This is a genomic window from Qipengyuania xiamenensis, from assembly GCF_019711495.1.
GTDB classification, from domain to species: Bacteria; Pseudomonadota; Alphaproteobacteria; order Sphingomonadales; family Sphingomonadaceae; genus Qipengyuania; species Qipengyuania xiamenensis.
Genome location: NZ_JAIGNM010000002.1, coordinates 168,186 through 190,192 on the forward strand (window position 1 = coordinate 168,186; position 22,007 = coordinate 190,192).

The following is a 22,007-nucleotide window of genomic DNA, read 5'->3' on the forward strand; positions in this document are numbered from 1 at the left end:
GGCAAGTTTGACGCATCACTCAATGACTGCTTAGTTACTCGCTTAAGCAGCAAAGTAGGGGAACGATCTTGTCGAAAGCTATCTATTGCGTCGCCGCCGGAGCGCTTCTGGCCGCCACTCCGCTGGTAGCCGGCGACGACGACAAGCCCACGATGCTGCGCGCCAAGGATGCGCATCAGGCTGCCTCGATGACGCTTTCGGAAGAAAACAAGGATGCCCGCATCTGCGTTCGGCAGAAACAGCTTGGTAGCCGGGTCCGGTTCAATCGCATCTGCATGCAGCAACACGAGTGGAAGGCTTACCTCGTATCGCTCGATGCGATGGATGACGAATGGAACAATGCAGCCAAGGGCAAGCTTATCAAATAGCGATCGAGGGTGCCGGCCTGTGCGCGTTGCCCGGCGGACACTCTTTGGGAGGCCCTGACGAGTTCCTGAAATTAGGAGATTTGCGATGCTCAAACTTGGTTTTTCTGCGGCACTTGCCGTTTCGTTCCTGGCCGTTCCCGCATTTGCCGGCGATGACGAAGGTGACGATAAACCGCAGTATGTCTACGCCAAGGACGCGCATCGTGCCGCCAAGCTGAAGCTGTCGGACGAGAACAAGGATGCGCGTATTTGTGTGCGCCAGAAACAGCTCGGCAGCCGCGTTCGCTTCCAGCGCATCTGCATGCCGCAGGAAGAATGGATCGCCTATGTCGACTCGCTCGAGGACATGAATCGCGAGTGGAACAATGCAGGCAAGGGCCTGCCGCCCGAAACCGAATTCGTCGGTCCCGCCGGTATTTAACCGGAATTAGTACCGCACGGCGCGGGGGCGCTCCTTATTTGGAGCGGCCTTCGTGCCCGTCGCCTTTTCTCTCGCCATTGGGCGTGGCGACGATCTCCACGATGATGTCGCCCTTCTGCAGGTTCTGGCATTCCTCTTCCCAGAAACCGATCGCACGACCGCCGCGATAGATGCGCAGGCCGCGCCCGCCGCTGTGCAGGTCGCTGATCGCACAGCCGCATTCGTCCTCGGTAACCTCGCGCTCGACCAGCTGGACACGGCCCGAGACGCTGGCGAGATCCGCCAGGTAATCCGCGATGTGTTCGCCCTTCGCGCTTCCGGCCAGTAGCAGGCCGGTAAAGCGCACGGGGTTGATGACATTGTTTGCGCCCGCCTGCCGGGCGAGCGATTCGTTGTCGTCCGCGCGTACCACGACACTGATCGGCACATGGGGCGCGAGCGCGCGCACGGTCAGCGTGATCAGGATGGTCGTATCGTCGCGCCCTGCCGAAATGAGGACATTCTGGGCCTCGCTGATCCGCACGGCCTTCAGCGTTTCGTCGCGGGTCGCGTCGGCTGCCATCACGTTGCAGCCCAGCGCCTCTGCCTCGGCAAGGCGATCTTCGCTCGGGTCGATGACCACAATGCACGAGGGGTCGGTACCGCGTTCGACCAGTTCGTCGACCGCTTCGGAACCCGAAACGCCGAAGCCCAGCACCACGATATGGTCCGAGAGTTTTTCCTGGATACGGGCCATGCGGAATTTCTCCCAGCTACGCTTGATTATGAAGTTGTAGGCGGTGCCCACGAAAATGAAGAAGACGGCGAAACGGATCGGCGTCACGATCACAGCCTCGACCAGTCGCGCACGGTCCGAGATCGGCGCGATATCGCCGAAGCCGGTCGTGGTGATCGAGATCATGGTGAAATAGATCACGTCGAGGAAGCTGACTTCCCCGTCGAGATTGTCGACCAGACCTTCGCGGTCCCACCAGTGGACCATGACGACCACACCGATAAGGAATAGCGCAGCGCCGAGGCGGATGCCGAGATCGCCCCAGACAGGCAGTTTCACGGCGCGGCGCAACGGCTTGAAGCGCGGACCACGGTAATGTGGCTCCCCCTTCCCGGGCGCAACGCGGTCGATCTGTTTCGGCTCTGTCATCCGGTGCCTAGGTGGCCCTGTGCAGGGGTGCGGTCAATAGCGCTTACTTCTCGAAACGCTCGCCCAGCGCCTGCATCGAGGCGTGATGGGTGAGGTCGAGCTGGAGCGGCGTGACCGAAACGTAACCGTCTGCAATCGCTTCCAGATCGGTGCCGTGGTCGGGAGTGTGCTCGATCGCCTGCAGGCCGAACCAGTAATACTTGAAACCGCGCGGGTCGCGGCCTTCAACCACCGTGCCGCGCGAATAGTCATGGAAGCCCTGCGCGACGGCTCGGATGCCCTTCACCTCGGCTGGGGCACGCGGCGGGAAGTTGACATTGACCAGCGTGCGCTCGGGCAGCGGCGTTTCGAGTAGCGGGCCGAGAACCTTTGCGCCCCATTCTTCGGCGGCGGAAAAGGACATGTTGTTGCCCGCATCGTCGCGGCCGATGACCTGGCTCATGGCAATCGAGGGAATGCCCGCAAGCGCGCCTTCGATCGCGGCGGAAACCGTGCCCGAATAGGTGATGTCGTCGCCGAGGTTCGCGCCGCGGTTGACGCCGGACAGGATGACGTCGGGTGCACCGTCCATCACTTGGCGGAGGCCCATGGTGACTGAATCCGTCGGCGTGCCGGTGACCGAGAAGCGGCGCTCGCCATGCTTCCTGAGGCGCACCGGCTTGGTGAGCGTGAGCGCGTGGCCCATGCCCGACTGTTCCTCGTCCGGCGCGCAGATCCAGATGTCGTCCGAGAACTGCCGCGCGATCGCTTCCAGCACTTCGAGGCCGGGGGCGAGAATGCCGTCGTCATTGGTCAGGAGGATTTTCACGTTTGCGGCTCCAGCTTGGTCACGCCGCCCATATAGGGGGCGAGGCATTCGGGAACGCGCACGATGCCGTCCTCTTCCTGATAGTTCTCCATCACCGCGACCAGCGTACGGCCCACGGCGAGGCCCGAGCCGTTGAGCGTGTGGACGAAGCGCGTCTTCTTCTCGCCCTCGGGCTTGTAGCGCGCATTCATCCGGCGGGCCTGGAATTCGCCCGTGTTCGAACAGGACGAGATCTCGCGATAGGCACCCTGTCCCGGCAGCCACACCTCGAGATCGTAGGTCTTGCGCGCACCGAAGCCCATGTCGCCGACGCAGAGCAGCACCTTGCGATAAGGCAGGTCGAGCGCCTGCAGGATACCTTCGGCACAGCCCGTCATGCGCTCGTGCTCGGCTTCGCTGTCTTCGGGGCGGCAGACGCTGACCAGTTCGACCTTTTCGAACTGGTGCTGGCGGATGAAACCGCGCGTGTCCTTGCCCGCCGAACCAGCCTCGCTGCGGAAACACAGCGTGTGCGCGGTCATGCGGATGGGCTCGACGGGTTCGGGGATGATCTGGCCAGCGATTGATGCGGTCAGGGGTACTTCCGAGGTCGGCACCAGCCAGCGCCCATCAGTGGTCTGGAAGCTGTCTTCCGCAAACTTCGGCAGCTTGTCGGTGCCGTACATAGCATCGTCGTTCACGAGCACTGGCGGGTTGCACTCGGTATAGCCGTTCTCGCGCGTCTGCTTGTCGAGCATGAACTGGGCGAGCGCGCGGTGGAGGCGTGCCATGTCGCCGCGCAGGAAGGTGAAGCGCGCTCCCGAAAGCGCCGCGCCGGTCTCGAAATCCATGCCGAGTGCAGGGCCGATATCGGCGTGCTCCTTGGGCTCGAAACCGAAGTCGCGCTTTTCGCCCCAGGTAGAGACTTCGACATTGTCGTTCTCGTCCGCGCCCTCGGGCACATCGTCCGCGGGGATATTGGGGAGGCGGGCGAGCATGTCGGTGAGCTCGGCACCCGCAGCGGCTTCCGCCTCTTCCCACTTGGGCATGCTAGCCTTGATCTCGGCGACCTCGGCCTTGAGCGCTTCGGCCTTGTCCTTGTCGCCCTGGCCCATGGCCTGCCCGATCGCCTTTGAGGCTTCGTTGCGGCGGCTCTGCGCTTCCTGCACGCGGGTCTGCGCCTCGCGCTTCTTCGCGTCGAGCGCGACGATCTGGTCTGCAACGGGCTCGCCGCCGCGCCGCTTCATGGCGGCATCGAAGGCTTCGGGATTGGCTCGGATGAAAGCGATATCGTGCATGGGCGGCGCTATGCCGATTGTGCGTGCGCTTTTCCAGTCAAGAAAAAGGGCGGCAAGCGGAGGAATCGCTTGCCGCCCAAGTCTTGGGTGAAGTTGGCCTCAGTAGTTGAAGGTTATAGTCGCGAAGACCTGCCGCGGGTTGCCGTAAAACGCGGTCAGCGTTCCCTCGGGCCCAAGCGTCGGGATCGGGAAACCGTTGGCCCCGTTCACGATCTCGCCGGTCACCGGATCGGTGGCGACGAAGGTGTAGCCGCTCGTCTTGTATTCCTTGTCGAGCAGGTTCTTGCCGTAGATGCCGAGGCTCCAGTTGCCCGAAGGTGCGGTGTAGACAGCGCTCGCATCGAGCAGGCCGTAGCCGTCCTGGTCGAGATAGGGATTGGGGATCTCGAACTGGCTCGTCTTGCTCCGGTAGGAGAAGGTCGTGCCAAGGTAGAGATCGCCTTCGCCCAGCATGGTTTCATAGCTGGCAGTGATGCTGCCGGTGAACTCGGGCGTGTTCTGGACCACGCGGAAATCGGCGACATCGGTCGGCGTGCTGCCGATGTTCGTGATGTACTCGTCGTATTCCGCGTCGATATAGCCGAGCGAACCGGACAGGTTGAACCCGCCGCTCAAGTTGGTGCGTGCTTCCAGTTCGAGACCCTTGAAGGTCGCCTTACCCGCATTGGACACGACGCCGCAGAAGGTGGGCAGGCCACCAACGGTGCAGGCAACCGAGCCCGGGATCTGGACGTCGGTGTAATCGGCATAAAAGGCCGCAGCCGCGATGCTGACCAGACCCAGATCGCCCTTGTAGCCGAGCTCGTAGCTGTCGACTTCTTCAGGTGCGAAGCTGAGGAATGCGGCAACCTCGTCATCGGTAGGAGCGCCGGGGGTGGCTGACGGAGCGTTCGCACCGACACCGCGCGGATCGAAGCCACCACCCTTGAAGCCCTTGGAATAGCTTGCGTAGATGTTGTGGTCGGGCGTCGGCATGAAGCTGATCGAGGCACGCGGGGTGAACTTCTTGAATTCGCGACTGCCGTCGAAATCGGTGCTCGGGCCGCCGAAGGGCACGCCCGCGCCGCCGAAGATCGGCGAGCCACCGCCGAGGTAGTTCTGGCGCAGGATGTCCGCGCTCCGTTCGTCCCACGTATAGCGACCGCCTACCGACAGGCTGAACTGCTCGGTCAGGTCGAAGGTGAAGTCACCGAAGACGGCATAGGTCTCCGTGTCGACATCGGCCCGCGTGAAAGCGGTCAGGCCGGGGAAGGTGGTGAAGATGCGAACGTCGAACAGCGTGTCGGCCTTGGCATCGAGGTAATAGAACCCGACGAGGCCCGTCAGCGCGCCGCCATCGTCCCAGAGGAGCTGGACTTCCTGGCTAAGCTGCTCGTTGAAATAGGCGCCGGGAACGTCGAGGTCGACCGCCGGAAGCGCGTCGAAATCGATCGGCGTGAAGCTGTCGTCCGTTCGCCATGCCGAAATCGAGCGCAGCGTCAGCGCATCGCTCAGTTCCAGTTCGGCATGCATCGAGACGCCGTAGCTCTCGACGTCCTGTTCCGGATCGTTGAGAGCGCCGCGCGTGTCGTAGACATTGTCGAGGACCGGTGCGCCCGAGGACAGGCCCGGGATCAGGCGATGGCCGCCGCGCGGATTGCTCTTGTCTCGGGTGTAGTCGCCCTGGATGCGGATGAAGCCGGGTTCGTCATAGCCGCCGACTTCAAGGCTCAGGCGGCCGGCCCAGATGTCCTTGTTGTAGTTTTCGAGGCCCGTGGTGAGGTTGTCACCGAAACCGCCACGCGAAAGACGTGCCAGCGAACCGCCGATACGCGCCTGGTCGCCCAGCGGCGTCGAGGCTGTGATCACGCCTTCGGCCTGGTCGTAAGTGCCGTAGGTGGCGCGGGCGCTGATCGAGGTTTCGAGCGGCAGGCGCTTCGTCACGTACTTGACCGCGCCGCCGATGGTGTTGCGGCCGTAGAGCGTACCCTGCGGTCCGCGCAGCACTTCGATCCGTTCAACGTCGTAGATGTCGAGCACTGCGGCCTGCGGTCGGTTCAGGTAGACATCATCGAGATAGATACCGACGCCCTGTTCGAAGCCCGATACAGGATCCTGCTGGCCGATGCCGCGGATAAAGGCCGACAGGGTTGAGTTCGTGGCACGGCTCGCTTCGAGGGTGACGTTCGGCACCGACTGGGCGATGTCGGTGATATCGAGTGCACCGCGCTGGGCCAGTTGTTCCCCGCCGATTGCGGTAACGGCGATCGGAACGTCGACGAGGCGTTCTTCCCTGCGACGCGCGGTCACGACGATTACGTCGCTCTCATCGGTCTCGGCAGCGGTCGTATCCGGCTCCGTGACATCTTCCGATTGCGCGGCGGCCGGAGTGGCGAATGCCAGGGTGGCCGTGCCGGCAAGCAGCAGGGCAGACAGGTGGCGTCGTTCGAAGTGCATTTGATTTTCCCTCCCGGATTATCTCTCGCCACCTCCAATATTGAAAACTGAACCACCTTTCAAGTTTGAACTTGCAATTTGCCACTGTGATCGATTAGCCAACGCCGGGAGAGGGGAAGGATTATCGCTGCAAAGCCGCCTGCTGCCGCCAAGGCTCCGCGCACCGAAAGGGGGCGCAAGACGCTGCGCAAGCTGCTCGATGCGGCGGCTGGCGAATTTGGCGATCATGGTTTTCACGAGGCTTCGATCAGCTCGATAACGCGGCGCGCGGGTGTAGCCTTGGGAAGTTTCTACACATACTTCGACAGCAAGGACGCAATCTTCCGCGCGCTGGTGCAGGACATGAGCGAGGCGGTGAAGGTCGCCGCGCGCGAGGCGATCGTGCCGGACATGCAGCCGCTCGAGATCGAGCGTGCAGCGCTGCAGGCCTTCCTCGAATTCGCGGGTGAGCACAAGGAAGTCTACCGGATCATCGACGAGGCCGAATTCGTCGATCCGCTAAGCTATCGCGATCACTACGAAACCGTGGCGGCACGCATTCGCGAACGTCTGGAGGCGGGGGGCGCAAAGGGCGAATTGCGCGATGGTCTCGGCGAAATCGAAACATGGGCCCTGATGGGTATGAACGTCTTCCTCGGCCTGCGATTTGCCATCTGGCGCGAGCAGGGCGACCCCGACAGCGATGAGGTCGCGCGAGCCGCCAATGCGATGCTCGCCCGGGGTGTCGCGCGGTAGCCGGACGCGGAACAGATGAGGCTCCAACCCGTTGTTAGGGCAAAGGAGAATTCATATGATCGGTAAGGTAATCGGAGCATTCGTAGGCGACAAACTCGCCAAGCAGACCAGCGGCCTCGGCGGTGCCGGCGGCGCCGCGCTCGGCGTGGTCGCAGCATCTGTGCTTCGCCGCATGAGCCTGCCTGCAATGCTTGCTCTTGGCGCTGGCGGTTATGTCGCCAAGAAGGTTTTCGAGAAGAAGAGTTCCGAACCCAGCGGCACCACGACCGCGAGCGAGCCGGAAGGGAAGGCCAAGGCCCGCAAGGCTGCATGACCAGTCTTTCGCATAAGCTCGAAGGGCCGTCCGCTTGGGCGGCCCTTTTTGTATGCGTGCGTTTGCGGCAAAACTTGTGGCGCTCGGTGATTGGGATTAACTCGACTGAATGAGCGCGCATTTCTCAGTCGAGGACCCGCTTGGCGGGATGAGCGACCTGTTCAGGGACAGCACGATCTCGCTTTCCCTGGCTGATTACACACAGGACGATTGCCCGCTGATCGGGATCAATGCGCGCTTCACCGAGCTTTCCGGATACACCGCCTCGGAATGCCTCGGGAGGAATTGCCGTTTCCTCCAGCCCGAAGGAGGGGCCGGCCCGGTACGCGAGAGAATGCGTGCTTTCCTGGGCGACGAAAGCATGGATCACGACCGCTTCGTCGTGCCCAATGTGCGCAAGGACGGGACGCCGTTCCTAAACCTGCTTTACATGTCGAAACTGCAGCGGGACGGGCGCACGGCGCTGATCCTCGGTTCGCAGTTCGATATCAGCAGGGTCGGCGCCTACGAAAGCGACATCTACGACCGCGCCTTGCACGAAGATTTGATCAGCCTCAAACTATTGACTGAAAAAACGAATTGGAGTCTTGTAACCAGCCTCGAGGCACTCGCTTCGAGTCATGCGATCATAGCACAGGCGAGGATCGAACCTTAGCCATTGAGTGAGGGGCAGGCGTACCTGTGGCCGAAAAGAATGCTGGCAAATCTACTTTTCCGATAATCGGTGTCGGAGCATCTGCTGGGGGGCTGGAAGCCTTGCGGTCGATGTTCAGCGGTTACAGCGAAGAGCTCCGCATGGCCTTCGTCGTGGTCCAACATCTCGACCCCACGCACGAATCGCTCATGGCCCAGCTGATCGAGCGCTACACCCCGATGGAGGTGAAGCAGGCAGAGGGCGGCGAGAAGATCGAGCCCAACCACATCTACGTCATCCCGCCCGGCCACGGCCTGGCCGTGGAGGACGGCGTCCTGAAACTCACCGAGTTCACCGATCCGCGCGGAATGCGGCGCCCGATCGACGACTTTTTCGAAAGCCTCGCGCGGGACCGCGACAACAATGCCGCCTGTGTCATTCTGTCGGGCACCGGCGCAGACGGCAGCAAGGGGCTGCGCCTCATCAAGGAGCGCGGTGGTATCTGCGTTGCACAGGAGCCGGAAACCGCAGCCTATGACGGCATGCCGGCTGCAGCCATCGGTACGGGACTGGTCGATATCAAGTGCCCCCCGAGCGAGATACTCAAATACCTCGCCGACTTCTTCGAACGCGGACATCTGGTGGAAGCTGCGGAGACCGACGATGGGCGGATCGCAGACCATGTGATCGAGCTTTGCGAGATCCTGCGCGACCGCGTCGGGCACGACTTCAGCGGGTACAAGCGCAGCACCCTCAATCGCCGCGTCGCGCGCCGCATGCAGGTGCTGGGAATCGACGAGGGCAAGGAATATGTCGATCATCTGCGTGAAAACGAGGAAGAGTGCCGCGCGCTGTTCCGCGATCTTCTGATCAACGTCACCCAGTTCTTCCGCGATCCGAAGCATTTCGAGGTGCTGCAGGAAACGGTGATCGACAGCCTCGTGGCACAGGCGAGGGACGGGCAGGATATCCGCGTCTGGGTGCCCGGCTGTTCGAGCGGTGAGGAAGCATATTCCATTGCCATGATGTTCGCCGATTCCAGCGAGCGGCAGGGCAAGCGCCCCTATGTCCAGATATTCGCCACAGATATCGACGAGGGCATGCTTTCGATCGCCCGATCGGCGACCTATTCGTTGTCCTCATTGAAGGATATTCCCGACCGCTATCAGGAGAAATACATCTTCGGCGGCACGGACCGCTTTTCGATTTCGCCGCGCATCAGGGACATGGTTCGCTTCAGCGAACACAACGTCGTTCGCGACCCGCCCTATTCGAAGATCGATCTCATCAGCTGTCGCAATCTGTTGATCTATTTCAACGAAGACCTGCAGAAGCTGACCCTGCCGCTGTTCCACTTCGCTCTTGCCGAGGACGGCTTCCTTTTCCTCGGCTCGTCCGAAACGATCGGGCGTCACGACGACCTCTTCGAGACAGCGGAACAGAGTACGCGCATCTTCCGCAAGAAGAACGTGAAGGGGAACTACACCCTGCGTCTTCCGGGAGAGATGGCCCGCACGTCCAGATTGCGGACGAGAAACCCCGAAGAGGGCGCGCCGCGCAACAATCGTCCGAACGAACTTCGGGCGCTGAAAATTCTCGCGGATCGCTACTCGCCGGTCAGCCTCCTCGTCGACCATGAAGGCATGCTCCTCGAACGCTGGGGCTCGGCGGGACGCTACCTCGAATTTCCCGACCGCATCGAGCGCAATGTGCATGTGCCGACACTAGCGCGGCCCGGCCTGCGTGAAGTCATCTCGCCGCTTATCCGCAAGGTGAAGGAAACCGGGCGGCGAGCGGCCGCCAAGAACATCCAGATTCGTACGGACTTCGGGACCATCGAGGCTCGCATCGTTTGCGAAGAAGTCCAGTCATCGGGCTTCCTGCTGGTGATCCAGGAAACCGGTACGCTGAAGCTATCGGAAGTCGATGATTTCGACGAATTCGATCTTGAAGACGGGCAGCGCCAGTTCCTGGAAGAGGAGCTTCAGGCCACGCGGCATCGCCTACGTTCGACTGTCGAGGAACTCGAGACGACGAACGAGGAGCTGAAAAGCTCCAACGAAGAAATGATGTCGATGAACGAGGAGCTCCAATCGACCAACGAGGAGCTCACCACCGTCAATGACGAGCTCAAGAACAAGGTCGACCAGCTCACCGTTGCCAACTCGGACCTCAAGAACTTCTTCGACAGCACCCAGCTCGCAGTGCTCGTTGTAGATCCCGATCTCCGCCTGCGCAGCTATACCGACGAAGCACTCGATCTTTTCCCCATCGACAAGAGCTATATCGGCCAGCAGCTGGGTGAATTGCCGCACCGGCTGGCTTCCACCGAGTTCGTCAATCTCGCGCGCGAGGCTGCGGGCTCGGGCAGGCAAAGCGAGATCAGCCTGCATTCGAAGGAACTCGACACAGAGCTCATCCTGCGCGTCATCCCTTATCGCCTGCTCGATGGGGACGTCGAAGGTGCAACACTTGTCTTTACCGATGTGACCCAGGCACTGTCGCTGGAGCGCGACTTGCGCGAAGAGAGGGAGCGCCTGAGACTGGCTCTCGAGGTCGCGAAAATCGGCATCTGGGAATACGAGCCGAAAACCGATCGTACGGTCCTCGATGAAACGGAGCGCGAGCTTCTAAACCTTTCGGACGACGATCCCGGCGATTCGATGGAGCCGATCCTCGATCTCCTCTCGGAAGAAGACCGCAACCGTATCAATCGCGCGCTGCGTATTGCGATCGACGGCGGTGAGACATTCGACGAGACCTTCCGCCTCCCGCTACCCGATGGCGAATTCCGCTGGCTGCACGGGCTTGGCAAGCCGATCGAAATCGCTGGCGAACGCAAGTTCATCGGGGTGACTTTCGACATTACGCCGGAACGCTCGATCCTTGCCCAGCGCGATCTCATGATCCGCGAGATGAACCACCGGGTGAAGAACCTGTTCTCGGTCATCTCGGCGATGGTCAGTATTTCGTCGCGCGGCGCGGAAGATGTGAAGGAATTCGCGACCGCGCTTCGAGACCGCATCCATGCGCTCGGGCGCTCGCATGCCCTCACCACGCCCCGGCCCGAAGGGCGGCGGGGCGAAGTTGAGCTGAAGGACCTGGTCGAAACCGTCCTCCAGCCAAGCCGCGGTGGACAGAAGATCTCGATGCCCTCCAGCATGGTGAAGGTCGGCGACGAGCAGCTAACTTCGCTGGCGCTTATCTTCCACGAATGGGCAACGAACTCGGCCAAGTATGGCGCCCTGTCGAGTGAGACGGGTTCGATCGCCATCGACTGGAATGTCACTGACGGCGAAATTTCGATTCAGTGGATCGAGAAGGGACCCGCTTCGGAAAGCGAAGATGTCGCAGGTTTCGGAACGCGCCTCATCGAAACCGCTGCACGTCAGTTGCATGGCACGGCTACGGGTGAGGTTACGGAAGAAGGCTACCGGCGGACCCTCGTCTACCCGACCTCATCCCAATGAGGCGATTGTCGTAGTATCAGTTTAGAGCGCCGGCGATCGCCTCGGCGATCTCGTCGCGCGATGCGGGTTTGTCCAGGCGGCCACAGGAAGCGAATTCCTCGCGCAGCTCTTCGTGGTTCAGGTTTGCGCTGACGAAAACAACCGGCTTTCCATGCTCCACGATCTTGCGTGCGAGCGGCCATACGGGACTGCCTCCGACATCGATGTCGAGCAGCGCCACATCGGGAGGCGAACCGGTCTCGATGGCGGAAATCGCATCTTCGATGGTGGTGGATTCCGAATGCACCCCGTAGCCGAGATCTTCGACTGTCATGACGAGATCGAAAAGCACAAGTGCCTCGTCATCGACGATCATCACATCGGTCATTCCTGCGCGATTCCCCGGTTTATACGCTATTCGTGCGGTTCGAACGCGCGGAGTCACGAAATCGTTCCACCCGCACGTTCGCTTTTTTGGCAGGGGCAATGCGGTGCAACTGCCAGCGGTCGCGGATCGCCTTCACGCGAACGAGGAAAGCTTCGAGGCCGTCCGATTTTGGCTGGGAGATGGTGGGCGCGGCAAGGATTGAACTTGCGACCCCACCCGTGTGAAGGGTGTGCTCTACCACTGAGCTACGCGCCCGCCCGAATGTGGCGCCAGAGCGCCGGGCAGGGGCGGGCCTTTACGCTGCGAATCGCAAGGTTGCAAGCACCTCAGTCGGCGAAAAAGGCCGCCAGTCGCGCGAAGAAGCCATCGACCGTGCGTGCCCCCTGTGCCCTTGCCGAAGCCGGGGCCGGGCAGGCGAGACAATAGGCCTGCGCGCCGCGCGTCGTCAGCAGTCGCTGCGCATCGTTCACGATCATTCCCGCACGAGCGCTCTCGCCTTCGGCCAGCATGGCAAAGACATCGCGGCTGCCCGATTCTTCCTCGCCCATGAGCAATTGGCGCAGGATCGTGTCGGCGGTGCTGGCCTGATCGCCGAGATAGGCTGCATGCCACTCACCGGTTCCAAGGTCCGCCTGACCGGCAACCCAGGCGAGCGCTTCGTCCATGCCGCCATACTCGTCGACAAGGCGAAGCTGGCGCGCGGTTCCGCCATCCCACACGCGACCCTGGCCGACGGTATCCACCTGGTCGTTCGTCATGCCGCGCGCTTCGGCAACGCGGGTGATGAAGTCGGTATAGCCGTCCTCGATCGAGGCTTGCAGGATCCGGTCCACCTCGGGCGTGAAGCCACCGATCAGGTCGGGCTGGCCCGACAGGGGGCCGGTCCGCACGCCGTCGGCGTTCACACCGATGCTGGCCGCTGCATCTTCGAAAGTGGGGAGCACGGCAAAGATACCGATGGAGCCTGTGATCGTATCGGGCTCTGCAAAAATCCTGTCCGCAGGAGTGGACACCCAATAGCCGCCGCTCGCGGCGACATTGGCCATCGAAACCGCCACGGGGATGTCGCGCGCCTTGTGGCGCAGGATCGCGTCGCGAATTTCTTCCGAAGCAAGCACCGACCCGCCCGGGGAATCGACGCGGACCACCAGCCCTGCAAAGTCACGGTCCAGTGCCTCGTCGAGAAGGTCGGCAATACGCGTACCGCCTGCCGTGCCGGGGCCTGCCTCGCCATCGACGATCTCGCCCGCGATGGTGACGACGCCGATCGCCTTGCCATTCCTGTCCCAAGGATTGGCCTCGAGCCACGCATCGAGCGGGGTCGAGGGATAGGCGCCGGGCAGGTCGCTCCAGTCGTCTTCGCCGACAAGTTCCGCGACACGCTGGCCGAATTCCACCCGGCTGCCGAGCTTGTCGACCAGTCCTGCGCTCAGTGAGGCCGCAGCAAGGTCGCCGTTGGCGGCCTCGACCCATTCGGCGGGCGTCTTGATCACTAGGTCGAGATCGACCGCGGGACGGGCGGCCTTCACATTGGCTTGCCATTCTTCCCACAGCGCACCGTAGAGCGCGTTCGCGTTCTCGCGCGCGGGATCGGACATGCCGGTTTCGGTATAGGGTTCGACCGCGCTCTTGTAGGTGCCGACCTTGTAGACGCGGGCGTTGATCTTCAGCTTCTCGAGCAGGCCCGCGTAATAGAGGCGATTACCACCGGGGCCGGCCACGACCGCGCCGCCGAGCGGGTTGAGCCAGACTTCGCTGGCGTGCGCGGCGAGGAACACGCCATCATCGGCATAGGCGGTCGCGTAAGTGAGCACCGGCTTTTGCGCCGCACGCACCCGATCGAGCGCTTCGCCGATATCCTGCAGGTGCACCTGGCCTGCACCAAGGAAACCGTCGAGGTCGAGCACGACCGCGGTGATCCGGTCATCTTCCGCCGCCTTGTCGATTGCTCGCACGAGATCGCGCGCCTGGTATTCGCCGACCGGCGCCGACTGGGAAAGGAGAGCCGCGATCGGGTCGATCGGAGTACGTTCTTCGACCACGACGCCGTCGAGCTCGAGCAGGAGAGCGCCTTCGCGCACCTGCGCGGGGCTGGGCCGTGCGGTCAGGACCGCGAACAGGGCCCAGAAGAACAGCAGCATGAAGAGCAGCACGAGGCCGTCCTTGATGCCGACCAGCAAGCGCCAGACCTTGCCTGCAAAACCCATGAATTCTCGTCCTTTGAATGCGTACTTGCCTATTGAGGTAGGGAAGGGGAGGGCGATGTGCCACAGGAATATGCTTGAGGGTGCTAAACCACTCGACTAAGGGCGTGGCTTTAATGACAAGTTCGGACACATCGCCTCACGCGGCCCGCTATCCTGCGGGTGCGCTGGCCTTCCCGCATCGCGACCTGCTGGGCATCGGCCAGCTGGAGCGACACGAAATCCTGTTCCTGCTCGACGAGGCGGAGCAATGGGTCGCCCTCAACCGGCAGCGCACCAAGCACAGCGACGCGCTGGCCGGCCTGACGATCATCAATGCCTTTTTCGAAAACTCCACGCGCACGCTGCTGAGCTTCGAGATCGCGGGCAAGCGGCTCGGTGCCGACGTGGTCAATATGCACGCTGCACAGTCCAGCGTGAAGAAGGGCGAGACGCTGATCGATACGGCGATCACGCTCAATGCCATGCGCGCAGACGCCATCGTGATCCGCCACGGATCGAGCGGGGCGACAGGCCTGATCGCGGACAAGGTCGACTGTCCCGTCCTTAATGCCGGCGATGGCCAGCACGAACATCCTACACAGGCATTGCTTGATGCGCTGGCGCTGCGCCATGCCCTGCGCGATCGGGGCGAGACGGCGGACGATTTCACCGGCCTCGTCATCGTGATCTGCGGCGACATCCTGCACAGCCGCGTTGCGCGTTCGAACCTGCTCTGCCTGCAGGCGCTTGGTGCGACAGTGCGTCTCTGCGCACCGCCCGCACTTATGCCGAGCGGGATCGAGGGGATGGGCGCCGAGGTGTTCCATGACTTCGACGCCGCACTCGACGGGGCGGATGTCGCGATGATGCTGCGCCTCCAGACCGAGCGGATGAGCGGCCAGTTCATTCCCTCGGCGCGGGAGTATCACCACCTCTATGGCCTCACGAAAGCGCGCCTCGAAAAGGCGAAATCCGATACGCTGGTCATGCACCCGGGGCCGATGAACCGTGGGGTGGAGATCGACAGCGAGGTTGCCGACATGATCGACCGTTCGATCATCACCCGGCAGGTCGAGATGGGTGTGGCGATCCGCATGGCCTGCCTCGACGTGCTCACGCGCCGCGCTCGCGGGGTCGAGGGATGGGGAGACGTCGCATGAAGCAGCATACTCCCATCACGATTACCAACGCCCGCATCGTCACGCCGGATGGCGTTCATGAAGGCTCGCTGCGCCTTGAAGATGGCAAGATCGCTGCGGTCGAGGGTGCGGTGGCGGACGAGGGGGATAACCTCGACGTACGCGGCAAGCTGGTCGCGCCCGGCCTCGTCGATCTGGGCGTTTTCGCTATCGACAAGCCGGCCTTCCATTTCGGCGGCATTACCCGCGCAGCCTTGATGCCCGACCAGTCGCCGATGCTCGACCTGCCGAGCCGGATTTCATATATTTCAAAGAGCGGGAAGCCCGATTTCTGGGTTCACCCGCTGGCCGCCGCGACGCGTGGTCTTGAAGGACGCGAAATCGCCGAGATCGCCCTGATGCGCGATGCCGGGGCGAGGGGCGTCGCAACCGGACGCCAGTGGATCGCCGATAGCGGCGTCATGCTGCGGCTGCTCCAATATGCCGCCATGCTCGACATGCCGGTCGTAACCCATGCCGAGGATGCGGCTCTCGTGGGCGAAGCCGTCGCCACGGCAGGCGAATATGCCACGCGCAGGGGCCTGCCGAGTGCACCGGCGCAGGCAGAGGCCATCGCCATCGCGCGCGACCTCGCGCTTGCCGAGATGGCGGGAGCGCGCCTCCATTTCCGGCAGGTCACGACGCGTGCCGGCCTTGAACTGATCCGTAAGGCCAAGGCCGCGGGCCAGGAGATCACGGCAGGCGTTACGCCCGCGCATTTCATGCTGTCCGACCTTGCGACGGCTGAATTCCGTACCTTTGCGCGCCTCTCGCCCCCGCTACGCAGCGAGGACGACCGGCAAGCCGTTCGCGAAGCGATTGCCGATGGCACCATCGACGTAATCTCCAGCGGACACGATCCGCGCGGGCCCGAAGACAAGCGACTGCCGTTCGCCGATGCCGAACCGGGCATGGCCGGCGCGGAGACGCTGCTTGCCATGACGCTCTCGCTCGTGCGCGACGAGGTCATCGACCTGCCGCGTGCCTTCGACCTCGTCAGCCGCAATCCTGCGCGCCTTCTCGGCGTCGAGGCGGGCGAGTTGAAGGCAGGCCTCGAGGCAGACATCGCGCTGATCGATGCCGACAAGCCCTGGGTCATCCAGAGCGCGAAGATGGAAGCGAGCGCAGGCAATACGCCCTTCGATGGCCAACCCACACAGGGGAGCGTGCTCAAGCTGTGGAAGGGCGGCGTCGAAGTCGCGCTCTGACGCTCCGCCCAAAAGAAAAGCCCCTCCCGGTCGGAACCGGAAGGGGCAAGGCTCGGTGGTATTTCTGGTTCGCGCTTAGCGCGCTGCGACCCTTACGGCACCGTTATCGAGCAGTGCGCCCGGCAGCGGGTTGTCCTGGGCGTAGGCGATGCAGCCGCCGCCCTTGCCCTTGACGCTGGAGCACATGGAGCGCGCCGTGTCCTTCGCATAGCCGGTGGCGGCTACGCGGAAGTAGAGGCGGCCATTGACGCGTGCGCGGCTGATCGTGCGCTCTGCATCGGCCAGCTCGGGATACATGGCCTGGAACTTGTCCCAGCCTGCCAGCGCGTCTTCCATGGTGAAGTAGGAACCGAGCTGGATGTTGTAATCACCCTTGGCAGCCGCGAGGCGCGGTGCGGGCTTTGCGGCAGGTGCCGGTTTCGAGGCTGCAGCAGGTTTCGCAATCGGCTTGGAAACCTCATCTTCACTATCAAGCGACGCAACCACGACCGGCTTGTCCGCTGCCGGCTGGGCCGGAACGAAACGCGGCTCGTCTGCGACCGGAACTGCAGGCGCTGCGTCGGCGAAAGTCGCCTCGGTATCGACGTCGAAGCTTTCGATTTCCTCAGCCGGTGCGGCTGCGGGAAGTTCGGCTGCGAATGCGAAATCGCTGTCCGCCTGTTCGACGTTCTCCGAAGCGAGCATGTCGACGCTCGGATTGTTGTTCAGCGCCAGCATCGTCGGCAGGCCCGGATCGTTCTGGATCTCGACGTCCAGCAGGCTCGCGATGCGGGTGCGATACTGTTCGGGGCGGGCAATTGCGCCCCATTCGGCCATGCGATCGCCGACCTTGTCGGCCGGAACGTCTTCGGCAACCATGATGCGCGCTTCGCGCCACTGGCCGCTCATCGCATAGGCATAGGCGAGGTTCTGGCGAACCTTGGGCGTGTTCTGGCCGCCGCGAAGTGCGTTGGACAGGACATGCACGCCGCGCTGCGGCTGGCCGGCGAGTGCGATGGCAAGGCCGTAGTCGGCCGGATCGATCGCGGCTTCATGGCGCTCGAGCGTGTAGATCGCGGCCGGGCGGTCGCCCATGCCGGTCTGTGCGAGCGAGAGGCTGATGACCGTGCGCGGCGAGGTGTCGCCGAGCTCGATCGCGTCCGAGAATGCCTGTGCTGCCGAAGCAAAGCGACCTGCTTCCAGATAGGCATTGCCGAGAAGGGTGCGGGTGTAAGCATCGCGCGGGCTGGCAAGGACAGCGGCTTCCGCGTGGTCGACGGCCTTGTCGCTCTTGCCCTTCTTCAGCGCGGTTTCGGCCTTGGCGGCAGAATGCGCGGCAGTGGGCGCGACCTTGCCGGTGCAACCGGCGAGAGCGGTCGATGCAAGTGCCGTGGTGACGGCAAGCCGGATCAAGGTGTTCCTGTTGGTCATTACTTTACCCCTCAAAAGGCGATCCCACGTCCTTCAAGTTCAATGTGAGCGCTGCTGCACCTGGGCAGCAAGGCTGGCGATTTCCGGCATTTCGGCCAAAAGGCCGTCAAGAGCGTCGGTCACGAGCTGCTGGGCGCTGCTTCCGCGAACGGTGCAGGCAAGACGCAGCATCAGGTGACGTTCCGGGTCGAGGCGCAGCGTGAAGGCCGCGCGCTTACCCTTGCTCGCCGCGCTGGTACGCGTGGCGGGCTTGGTCTTGTTCTTCTTGGGTGCAGCCATTGCCGAAGCTTCGAAGCGGACTTCGGTCTTCTGTTCCGGTTCGGCGATGTTGCCTTCTTCCCGGCTGGCAAGCTGGCTGGTGATCTTGTCGATCGATTCGCGGACCTGGTTCGCAGTCGGCGATTCGTCGCCCTGACGTGCGTTGATCGGGACGATGTCCGCACCCTCGGAAGGCTGCTCGTCATTGTCCTGTGCGAAATCGTTCTCTTCGACCTGCTCGACCGGACCAGCCTGGATCAGGCTCGATTCGGACAGCGAGGGTGCCTTGGGCATGATGCGGCGCGCTTCGCCCGCATCGCTTCCGGCTTCGGGGTAGGCAGGCGACGGGGCATCTTCACCCATGTCGTTCCACCCCAGGTCCTCGAGATTGGCAGCTGCCGCTACGCCGTCGACCGGGCCGAGGGCCGCGGACTGCGGACGCATGGCAGGCTTCGCGCCGCCCTTGCGTGCAAGCAGGGTCGAAGAAAGAGATGCGAAATTGGCGTCTGACATCCGGCTGGCCTCCGCCTTTCCTTAGTTGCTCTTACTGGGCCACCCGACGACCGAAGCCGCCGGCGGGGCGATATGCACCGGGCTGCTGCGCCTGCTGATTCGGCGCAGAGAAGACGGTGCGGCGGAACTGCTTTTCAAGCCGATCCGAAATATACTTCCAGAGAGCAGTGACCTCTGCCGACGAACGGCTTTCCGGGTCGACTTCCATCACGGTGCGGCCGTCGATCATCGAGGCTGCGAAATCGGTGCGATGGTGAAGGGTAATCGGGGCAACCGTGCCGTGCTGCGAGAGCGCGACTGCTGCTTCCGAAGTGATCTTGGCCTTGGGCGTTGCTGCGTTGACCACGAAGATCAGCGGCTTGCCGGCGCGTTCGCACAGGTCGACCGTTGCGCCAACGGCACGAAGATCGTGCGGGCTGGGGCGAGTCGGAACCACGATCAGTTCGGCGACCGAGATCACCGACTGGATAGCCATGGTGATCGCCGGCGGCGTATCGATGACCGCGAGCTTGAAACCCTGCTGGCGGAGAATCGCCAGGTCGGCTGCAAGCCGTGCGACGGTGGTCTGGGCGAAGGCGGGCAGTTCCGCCTCACGTTCGTTCCACCAGTCGGCGAGCGACCCCTGCGGGTCGATGTCGATCAGGACGACCGGGCCAGCGCCCGCTCGCTGGGCCTGAACGGCCAGATGTCCGGAGAGCGTGGTTTTACCCGATCCGCCCTTCTGCGATGCCAAAGCCAGTACACGCAAGGCTAGGTCCCCCTATAGCGCCTGTAACAATCATTATGCCGCTGGTGTGCGGCGGTCTCGAATTGAGGGGATCGCAGACTACCCCTAATTTAAGGTTAATCCTGTTAAACATTCCGCATCGCCCGGGTGGCTGCGAGATGTTAACGCACGGCCTGCTATTCCGTGGAGCAAGGCGGGACGGGTCCCGCTCCCACTTGGATCGGGGCAGACTTATGACGGCGGCGGGTAAATATTTGGTGGCATTGGGCTCTGCGGCAATCGCGGTGGTTTGCGCGGGGCCTGCGCTTGCAGACACGCGGTCCGGCGTGATCGCCTGGAATGCGGGTGATTACTCTGCCGCGGTCCGCGAATGGCAGGCGCCTGCCGCGCAAGGCGATGCAAATGCCCAGTTCAACCTCGCGCAGGCCTATCGTTATGGCCGCGGCGTGTCGCAGGATCTGACCCGCGCCGAGGAACTTTATGCTGCAGCAGCCGCATCGGGTCACGAGGATGCAGCCGATCTTTATGGCATCCTGCTGTTCCAGCGCGGCGCCGAGGCAGAGGCGCTTCCCTATCTGCGTACGGCCGCGAGGCGCGGGAACACGGCAGCGCGATATTTTCTCTCGCTCGCCCATTTCAATGGCGATGTGGCGGAGAAGGACTGGCCGCTGGCCTATGCCCTTGCATCGCTGGCCGATGTCGGTGGCCTTCCGCAAGCCACCCGCGCGCTCGGGCGCATGGATCCCTATCTCTCGGCCGAGCAGAAGCGCGAGGCGTTGTTGCTGGCCGAACAGATCGGCGAGAGCGGGCTGACCCCGAAGCGGGACATCAGCCTCATGGCCATGGCGCCTGGCGCAAAGGCAGAACCGACCCGCCAAGTGCGAACCGCTGCACCCGCTCCTGCCCCATCTCCCGCTCCGGCAGCGCAACGTCAGGCTGAAACGCAAGTTCGCACTGCATCCGCCGATAGAGCCGCGGGTCCTTGGAAGGTGCAGCTTGGTGCCTTCGGCGTACCGGGCAACGTCGGACGCATGTGGGACAGTGTCGCCGCGCTTCCCGAGATCGAGGGACGTGAGCGAATCGAGAAGCCGGCAGGGCGGCTCACGATCTTGCAGGCTGGCGGCTACGCCAGCCGTTCGCAGGCGAATGCCGCCTGCGCCGCGCTGAAGCGCCGCGGGCATGATTGTCTTGTGACCCGGTGATCCGGCCGCCTTTCCTGATTCGCCGATGCCGCTATGGGTGAGCGGGATGATGCAGGACAGCAGCCTCTCGTGAGCGACACGACACCCGACATGATCCAGCCGATCGCCGAGAGCGGCGATAGGATCGAAAGCCTCGACTTCGTGCGCGGAATAGCGGTGATGGGCATTCTCGTCGCGAACATCATCGCCATGGGTCAGCCGTTCGAGGCCGCCTTCTTCCCCGGCGCCTTCACGCTGACGCCGACCGATCTGGATATGCAGCTTTGGGTCGGGCAATTCGTCCTGATCGATGGCAAGATGCGCGGGCTTTTCAGCCTGTTGTTCGGAGCGGGACTATATCTTTTCCTCGAAAAGAGCTGGGAAAGCGGACGCACATTGGGCTTGCAGGCGCGGCGGCTGTTCTGGCTCGGCTGCTTCGGCCTCATCCATTACTACTTCATCTGGGCGGGAGACATCCTGTTCCTCTATGCGGTGTGCGGTTTCGGCGTGATCGCGCTTTCTGGCCTGTCGGCACGGCTGCAGCTGGCTTTCGGCCTGATCGGCTATCTGACCGGTGCACTATTCTTCGCACTCGTCAATTTCATCACGCTGCGCGCAATAGATAGCGACAACTCGCTTGAGGGTATGGGGCGCGCCTTCATGGAGGCAGCAGAATACGGTCTCGATGATGCGCAGGTCGAAACCGCTATCCGGCAAGACGGCACCTATTTCGATTTCGTGGCGCATACTTTCGAGGTGCACGCCACAGAGCCATTCGCCAGCCTGCTCGACGGGGCAATGGAGGCGCTACCGCTGATGGCGATCGGCATGGCGCTCTATCGCTTCGGTCTGTTCGAAGGCAGGTTGAATGGCCGAAGGCTGCTAGCCGCCTCGTGGGCAAGCTTTGTGGTCGGAGGCGCGGCGCTGCTGTGGATCGCTCTCGACACACTGGAAGGCGGCATAGGCTATTACGAGGGGCTCGCCGCATCGACCGGGTGGGCACCTGTCCCGCGCCTCGTCATGATGCTCGGCATGCTCGGGCTGCTGGTCAGCTATGCGCCCCGGGCGAGCGGATGGCTTGGGCAGAGCATCAAGGCGGCGGGGAGGGCGGCTTTCACCAACTACCTCGGTGCTTCGATCATGATGCTGTTCATCTTCGGCAACTGGGGTCTGGACCTATTCGGCGAGTTGCCGCGGACACTGCTCTACCTCGTGGTGATTCTGTCCTGGGTCGTAATGCTCCTGTGGTCGCGCCTGTGGCTGGAGCATTTCCGGTATGGACCGCTCGAATGGCTGTGGCGCTGCCTGACCTACGGCAAGGTCTTCCAACTGCGTCGCTGATTGCTTGCTATTGCGAATAAGTCGCATTATAT

General features: G+C 62.8%; 19 protein-coding genes and 1 tRNA gene. 10 read left to right on the top strand and 10 right to left on the bottom strand.

Annotation, left to right across the window (positions count from 1 at the left end):
- The first annotated feature begins 68 nt into the window (after positions 1–68).
- Together K3165_RS09045 and K3165_RS09050 are read left to right on the top strand one after the other, a co-directional pair.
- Positions 69–368, top strand: a complete 300-nt coding sequence (locus K3165_RS09045) for a hypothetical protein (protein ID WP_221548569.1) — start codon at positions 69–71, stop codon at positions 366–368.
- 85 nt (positions 369–453) lie between these two features.
- The gene (locus tag K3165_RS09050) at positions 454–789 is read left to right on the top strand and encodes a hypothetical protein (RefSeq protein ID WP_221548570.1); all 336 of its coding nucleotides are present in this window, start codon (positions 454–456) and stop codon (positions 787–789) included.
- A gap of 34 nt (positions 790–823) precedes the next feature.
- On the opposite strand, the gene K3165_RS09055 is transcribed toward K3165_RS09050, so the two are convergent.
- The 4 genes from K3165_RS09055 to K3165_RS09070 all read right to left on the bottom strand — a co-directional run bounded on the left by K3165_RS09055 (position 824) and on the right by K3165_RS09070 (position 6,454).
- Positions 824–1,933: a potassium channel family protein gene (locus K3165_RS09055; protein WP_221548571.1), complete on the bottom strand. Its 1,110-nt coding sequence runs from the start codon at positions 1,931–1,933 to the stop codon at positions 824–826.
- 43 nt (positions 1,934–1,976) lie between these two features.
- Positions 1,977–2,741 (bottom strand): 5'/3'-nucleotidase SurE, encoded by a 765-nt coding sequence (gene surE / locus K3165_RS09060; RefSeq protein ID WP_221548572.1) that lies wholly within the window; start codon positions 2,739–2,741, stop codon positions 1,977–1,979.
- Complete coding sequence (gene serS, locus K3165_RS09065; RefSeq protein WP_221548573.1) at positions 2,738–4,018, bottom strand: serine--tRNA ligase; 1,281 nt, start codon at positions 4,016–4,018, stop codon at positions 2,738–2,740. The genes surE and serS overlap by 4 nt, the downstream gene beginning before the upstream one ends.
- Before the next feature lie 99 nt (positions 4,019–4,117).
- Positions 4,118–6,454: a TonB-dependent receptor gene (locus K3165_RS09070; RefSeq protein ID WP_221548574.1), complete on the bottom strand. Its 2,337-nt coding sequence runs from the start codon at positions 6,452–6,454 to the stop codon at positions 4,118–4,120.
- A gap of 120 nt (positions 6,455–6,574) precedes the next feature.
- Here K3165_RS09070 and K3165_RS09075 point away from each other — a divergent pair, with 120 nt between their 5' ends.
- The 4 genes from K3165_RS09075 (at position 6,575) to K3165_RS09090 (ending at position 11,606) form a co-directional block, all read left to right on the top strand.
- The gene (locus K3165_RS09075; protein WP_221549005.1) at positions 6,575–7,189 is read left to right on the top strand and encodes a TetR/AcrR family transcriptional regulator; all 615 of its coding nucleotides are present in this window, start codon (positions 6,575–6,577) and stop codon (positions 7,187–7,189) included.
- A 55-nt stretch (positions 7,190–7,244) separates the two neighbouring features.
- Positions 7,245–7,502 (top strand): hypothetical protein, encoded by a 258-nt coding sequence (locus K3165_RS09080; RefSeq protein WP_221548575.1) that lies wholly within the window; start codon positions 7,245–7,247, stop codon positions 7,500–7,502.
- Positions 7,503–7,611: 109 nt separating this feature from the next.
- A complete protein-coding gene (locus K3165_RS09085; RefSeq protein ID WP_221548576.1) occupies positions 7,612–8,157 on the top strand; it encodes a PAS domain-containing protein in 546 nt (181 codons plus the stop codon).
- A gap of 26 nt (positions 8,158–8,183) precedes the next feature.
- On the top strand, positions 8,184–11,606 hold the full coding sequence (locus K3165_RS09090; protein ID WP_345720826.1) for a CheR family methyltransferase: 3,423 nt from the start codon (positions 8,184–8,186) through the stop codon (positions 11,604–11,606).
- Between the two features lie 16 nt (positions 11,607–11,622).
- Here K3165_RS09090 and K3165_RS09095 read toward each other — a convergent pair whose 3' ends face one another.
- The 3 genes from K3165_RS09095 to sppA all read right to left on the bottom strand — a co-directional run bounded on the left by K3165_RS09095 (position 11,623) and on the right by sppA (position 14,180).
- Positions 11,623–11,973, bottom strand: a complete 351-nt coding sequence (locus K3165_RS09095) for a response regulator (RefSeq protein ID WP_221548578.1) — start codon at positions 11,971–11,973, stop codon at positions 11,623–11,625.
- A 180-nt stretch (positions 11,974–12,153) separates the two neighbouring features.
- A tRNA-Val gene (locus K3165_RS09100) sits at positions 12,154–12,228 on the bottom strand.
- A gap of 71 nt (positions 12,229–12,299) precedes the next feature.
- Positions 12,300–14,180: a signal peptide peptidase SppA gene (gene sppA / locus K3165_RS09105; RefSeq protein WP_221548579.1), complete on the bottom strand. Its 1,881-nt coding sequence runs from the start codon at positions 14,178–14,180 to the stop codon at positions 12,300–12,302.
- Between the two features lie 113 nt (positions 14,181–14,293).
- On the opposite strand from sppA, the gene K3165_RS09110 reads away from it, so the two are divergent.
- Together K3165_RS09110 and K3165_RS09115 are read left to right on the top strand one after the other, a co-directional pair.
- Positions 14,294–15,319, top strand: coding sequence for an aspartate carbamoyltransferase catalytic subunit (locus tag K3165_RS09110; RefSeq protein WP_221548580.1), 1,026 nt, complete (start codon positions 14,294–14,296; stop codon positions 15,317–15,319).
- Positions 15,316–16,545: a dihydroorotase gene (locus K3165_RS09115; protein WP_221548581.1), complete on the top strand. Its 1,230-nt coding sequence runs from the start codon at positions 15,316–15,318 to the stop codon at positions 16,543–16,545. Before K3165_RS09110 ends, K3165_RS09115 begins: the two co-directional genes overlap by 4 nt.
- 75 nt (positions 16,546–16,620) lie before the next feature.
- On the opposite strand, the gene K3165_RS09120 is transcribed toward K3165_RS09115, so the two are convergent.
- From K3165_RS09120 to K3165_RS09130, 3 genes are read right to left on the bottom strand one after another with little or no spacing between them, the layout of a single operon-like run.
- A complete protein-coding gene (locus tag K3165_RS09120; protein ID WP_221548582.1) occupies positions 16,621–17,955 on the bottom strand; it encodes a tetratricopeptide repeat protein in 1,335 nt (444 codons plus the stop codon).
- 39 nt (positions 17,956–17,994) lie between these two features.
- Positions 17,995–18,726: a hypothetical protein gene (locus K3165_RS09125; RefSeq protein ID WP_221549039.1), complete on the bottom strand. Its 732-nt coding sequence runs from the start codon at positions 18,724–18,726 to the stop codon at positions 17,995–17,997.
- Positions 18,727–18,757: 31 nt separating this feature from the next.
- Complete coding sequence (locus K3165_RS09130; protein ID WP_221548583.1) at positions 18,758–19,474, bottom strand: ParA family protein; 717 nt, start codon at positions 19,472–19,474, stop codon at positions 18,758–18,760.
- Between the two features lie 305 nt (positions 19,475–19,779).
- Between K3165_RS09130 and K3165_RS09135 the strand changes: the two genes are divergently transcribed.
- On the top strand, positions 19,780–20,655 hold the full coding sequence (locus K3165_RS09135; protein ID WP_345720837.1) for an SPOR domain-containing protein: 876 nt from the start codon (positions 19,780–19,782) through the stop codon (positions 20,653–20,655).
- A 69-nt stretch (positions 20,656–20,724) separates the two neighbouring features.
- A complete protein-coding gene (locus K3165_RS09140) occupies positions 20,725–21,975 on the top strand; it encodes a DUF418 domain-containing protein (RefSeq protein ID WP_345720839.1) in 1,251 nt (416 codons plus the stop codon).
- Positions 21,976–22,007: the final 32 nt, after the last annotated feature.

Bases quoted from the DNA above. Each gene is read 5' to 3' on its own strand.
- K3165_RS09050 (WP_221548570.1), top strand. From the start codon at position 454: ATGCTCAAACTTGGTTTTTCTGCGGCACTTGCCGTTTCGTTCCTGGCC.
- K3165_RS09055 (WP_221548571.1), bottom strand. From the start codon at position 1,933: ATGACAGAGCCGAAACAGATCGACCGCGTTGCGCCCGGGAAGGGGGAG.
- serS (WP_221548573.1), bottom strand. From the start codon at position 4,018: ATGCACGATATCGCTTTCATCCGAGCCAATCCCGAAGCCTTCGATGCC.
- K3165_RS09070 (WP_221548574.1), bottom strand. From the start codon at position 6,454: ATGCACTTCGAACGACGCCACCTGTCTGCCCTGCTGCTTGCCGGCACG.
- K3165_RS09080 (WP_221548575.1), top strand. From the start codon at position 7,245: ATGATCGGTAAGGTAATCGGAGCATTCGTAGGCGACAAACTCGCCAAG.
- K3165_RS09085 (WP_221548576.1), top strand. From the start codon at position 7,612: ATGAGCGCGCATTTCTCAGTCGAGGACCCGCTTGGCGGGATGAGCGAC.
- K3165_RS09095 (WP_221548578.1), bottom strand. From the start codon at position 11,973: ATGACCGATGTGATGATCGTCGATGACGAGGCACTTGTGCTTTTCGAT.
- sppA (WP_221548579.1), bottom strand. From the start codon at position 14,180: ATGGGTTTTGCAGGCAAGGTCTGGCGCTTGCTGGTCGGCATCAAGGAC.
- K3165_RS09110 (WP_221548580.1), top strand. From the start codon at position 14,294: ATGACAAGTTCGGACACATCGCCTCACGCGGCCCGCTATCCTGCGGGT.
- K3165_RS09115 (WP_221548581.1), top strand. From the start codon at position 15,316: ATGAAGCAGCATACTCCCATCACGATTACCAACGCCCGCATCGTCACG.
- K3165_RS09120 (WP_221548582.1), bottom strand. From the start codon at position 17,955: ATGACCAACAGGAACACCTTGATCCGGCTTGCCGTCACCACGGCACTT.
- K3165_RS09125 (WP_221549039.1), bottom strand. From the start codon at position 18,726: ATGTCAGACGCCAATTTCGCATCTCTTTCTTCGACCCTGCTTGCACGC.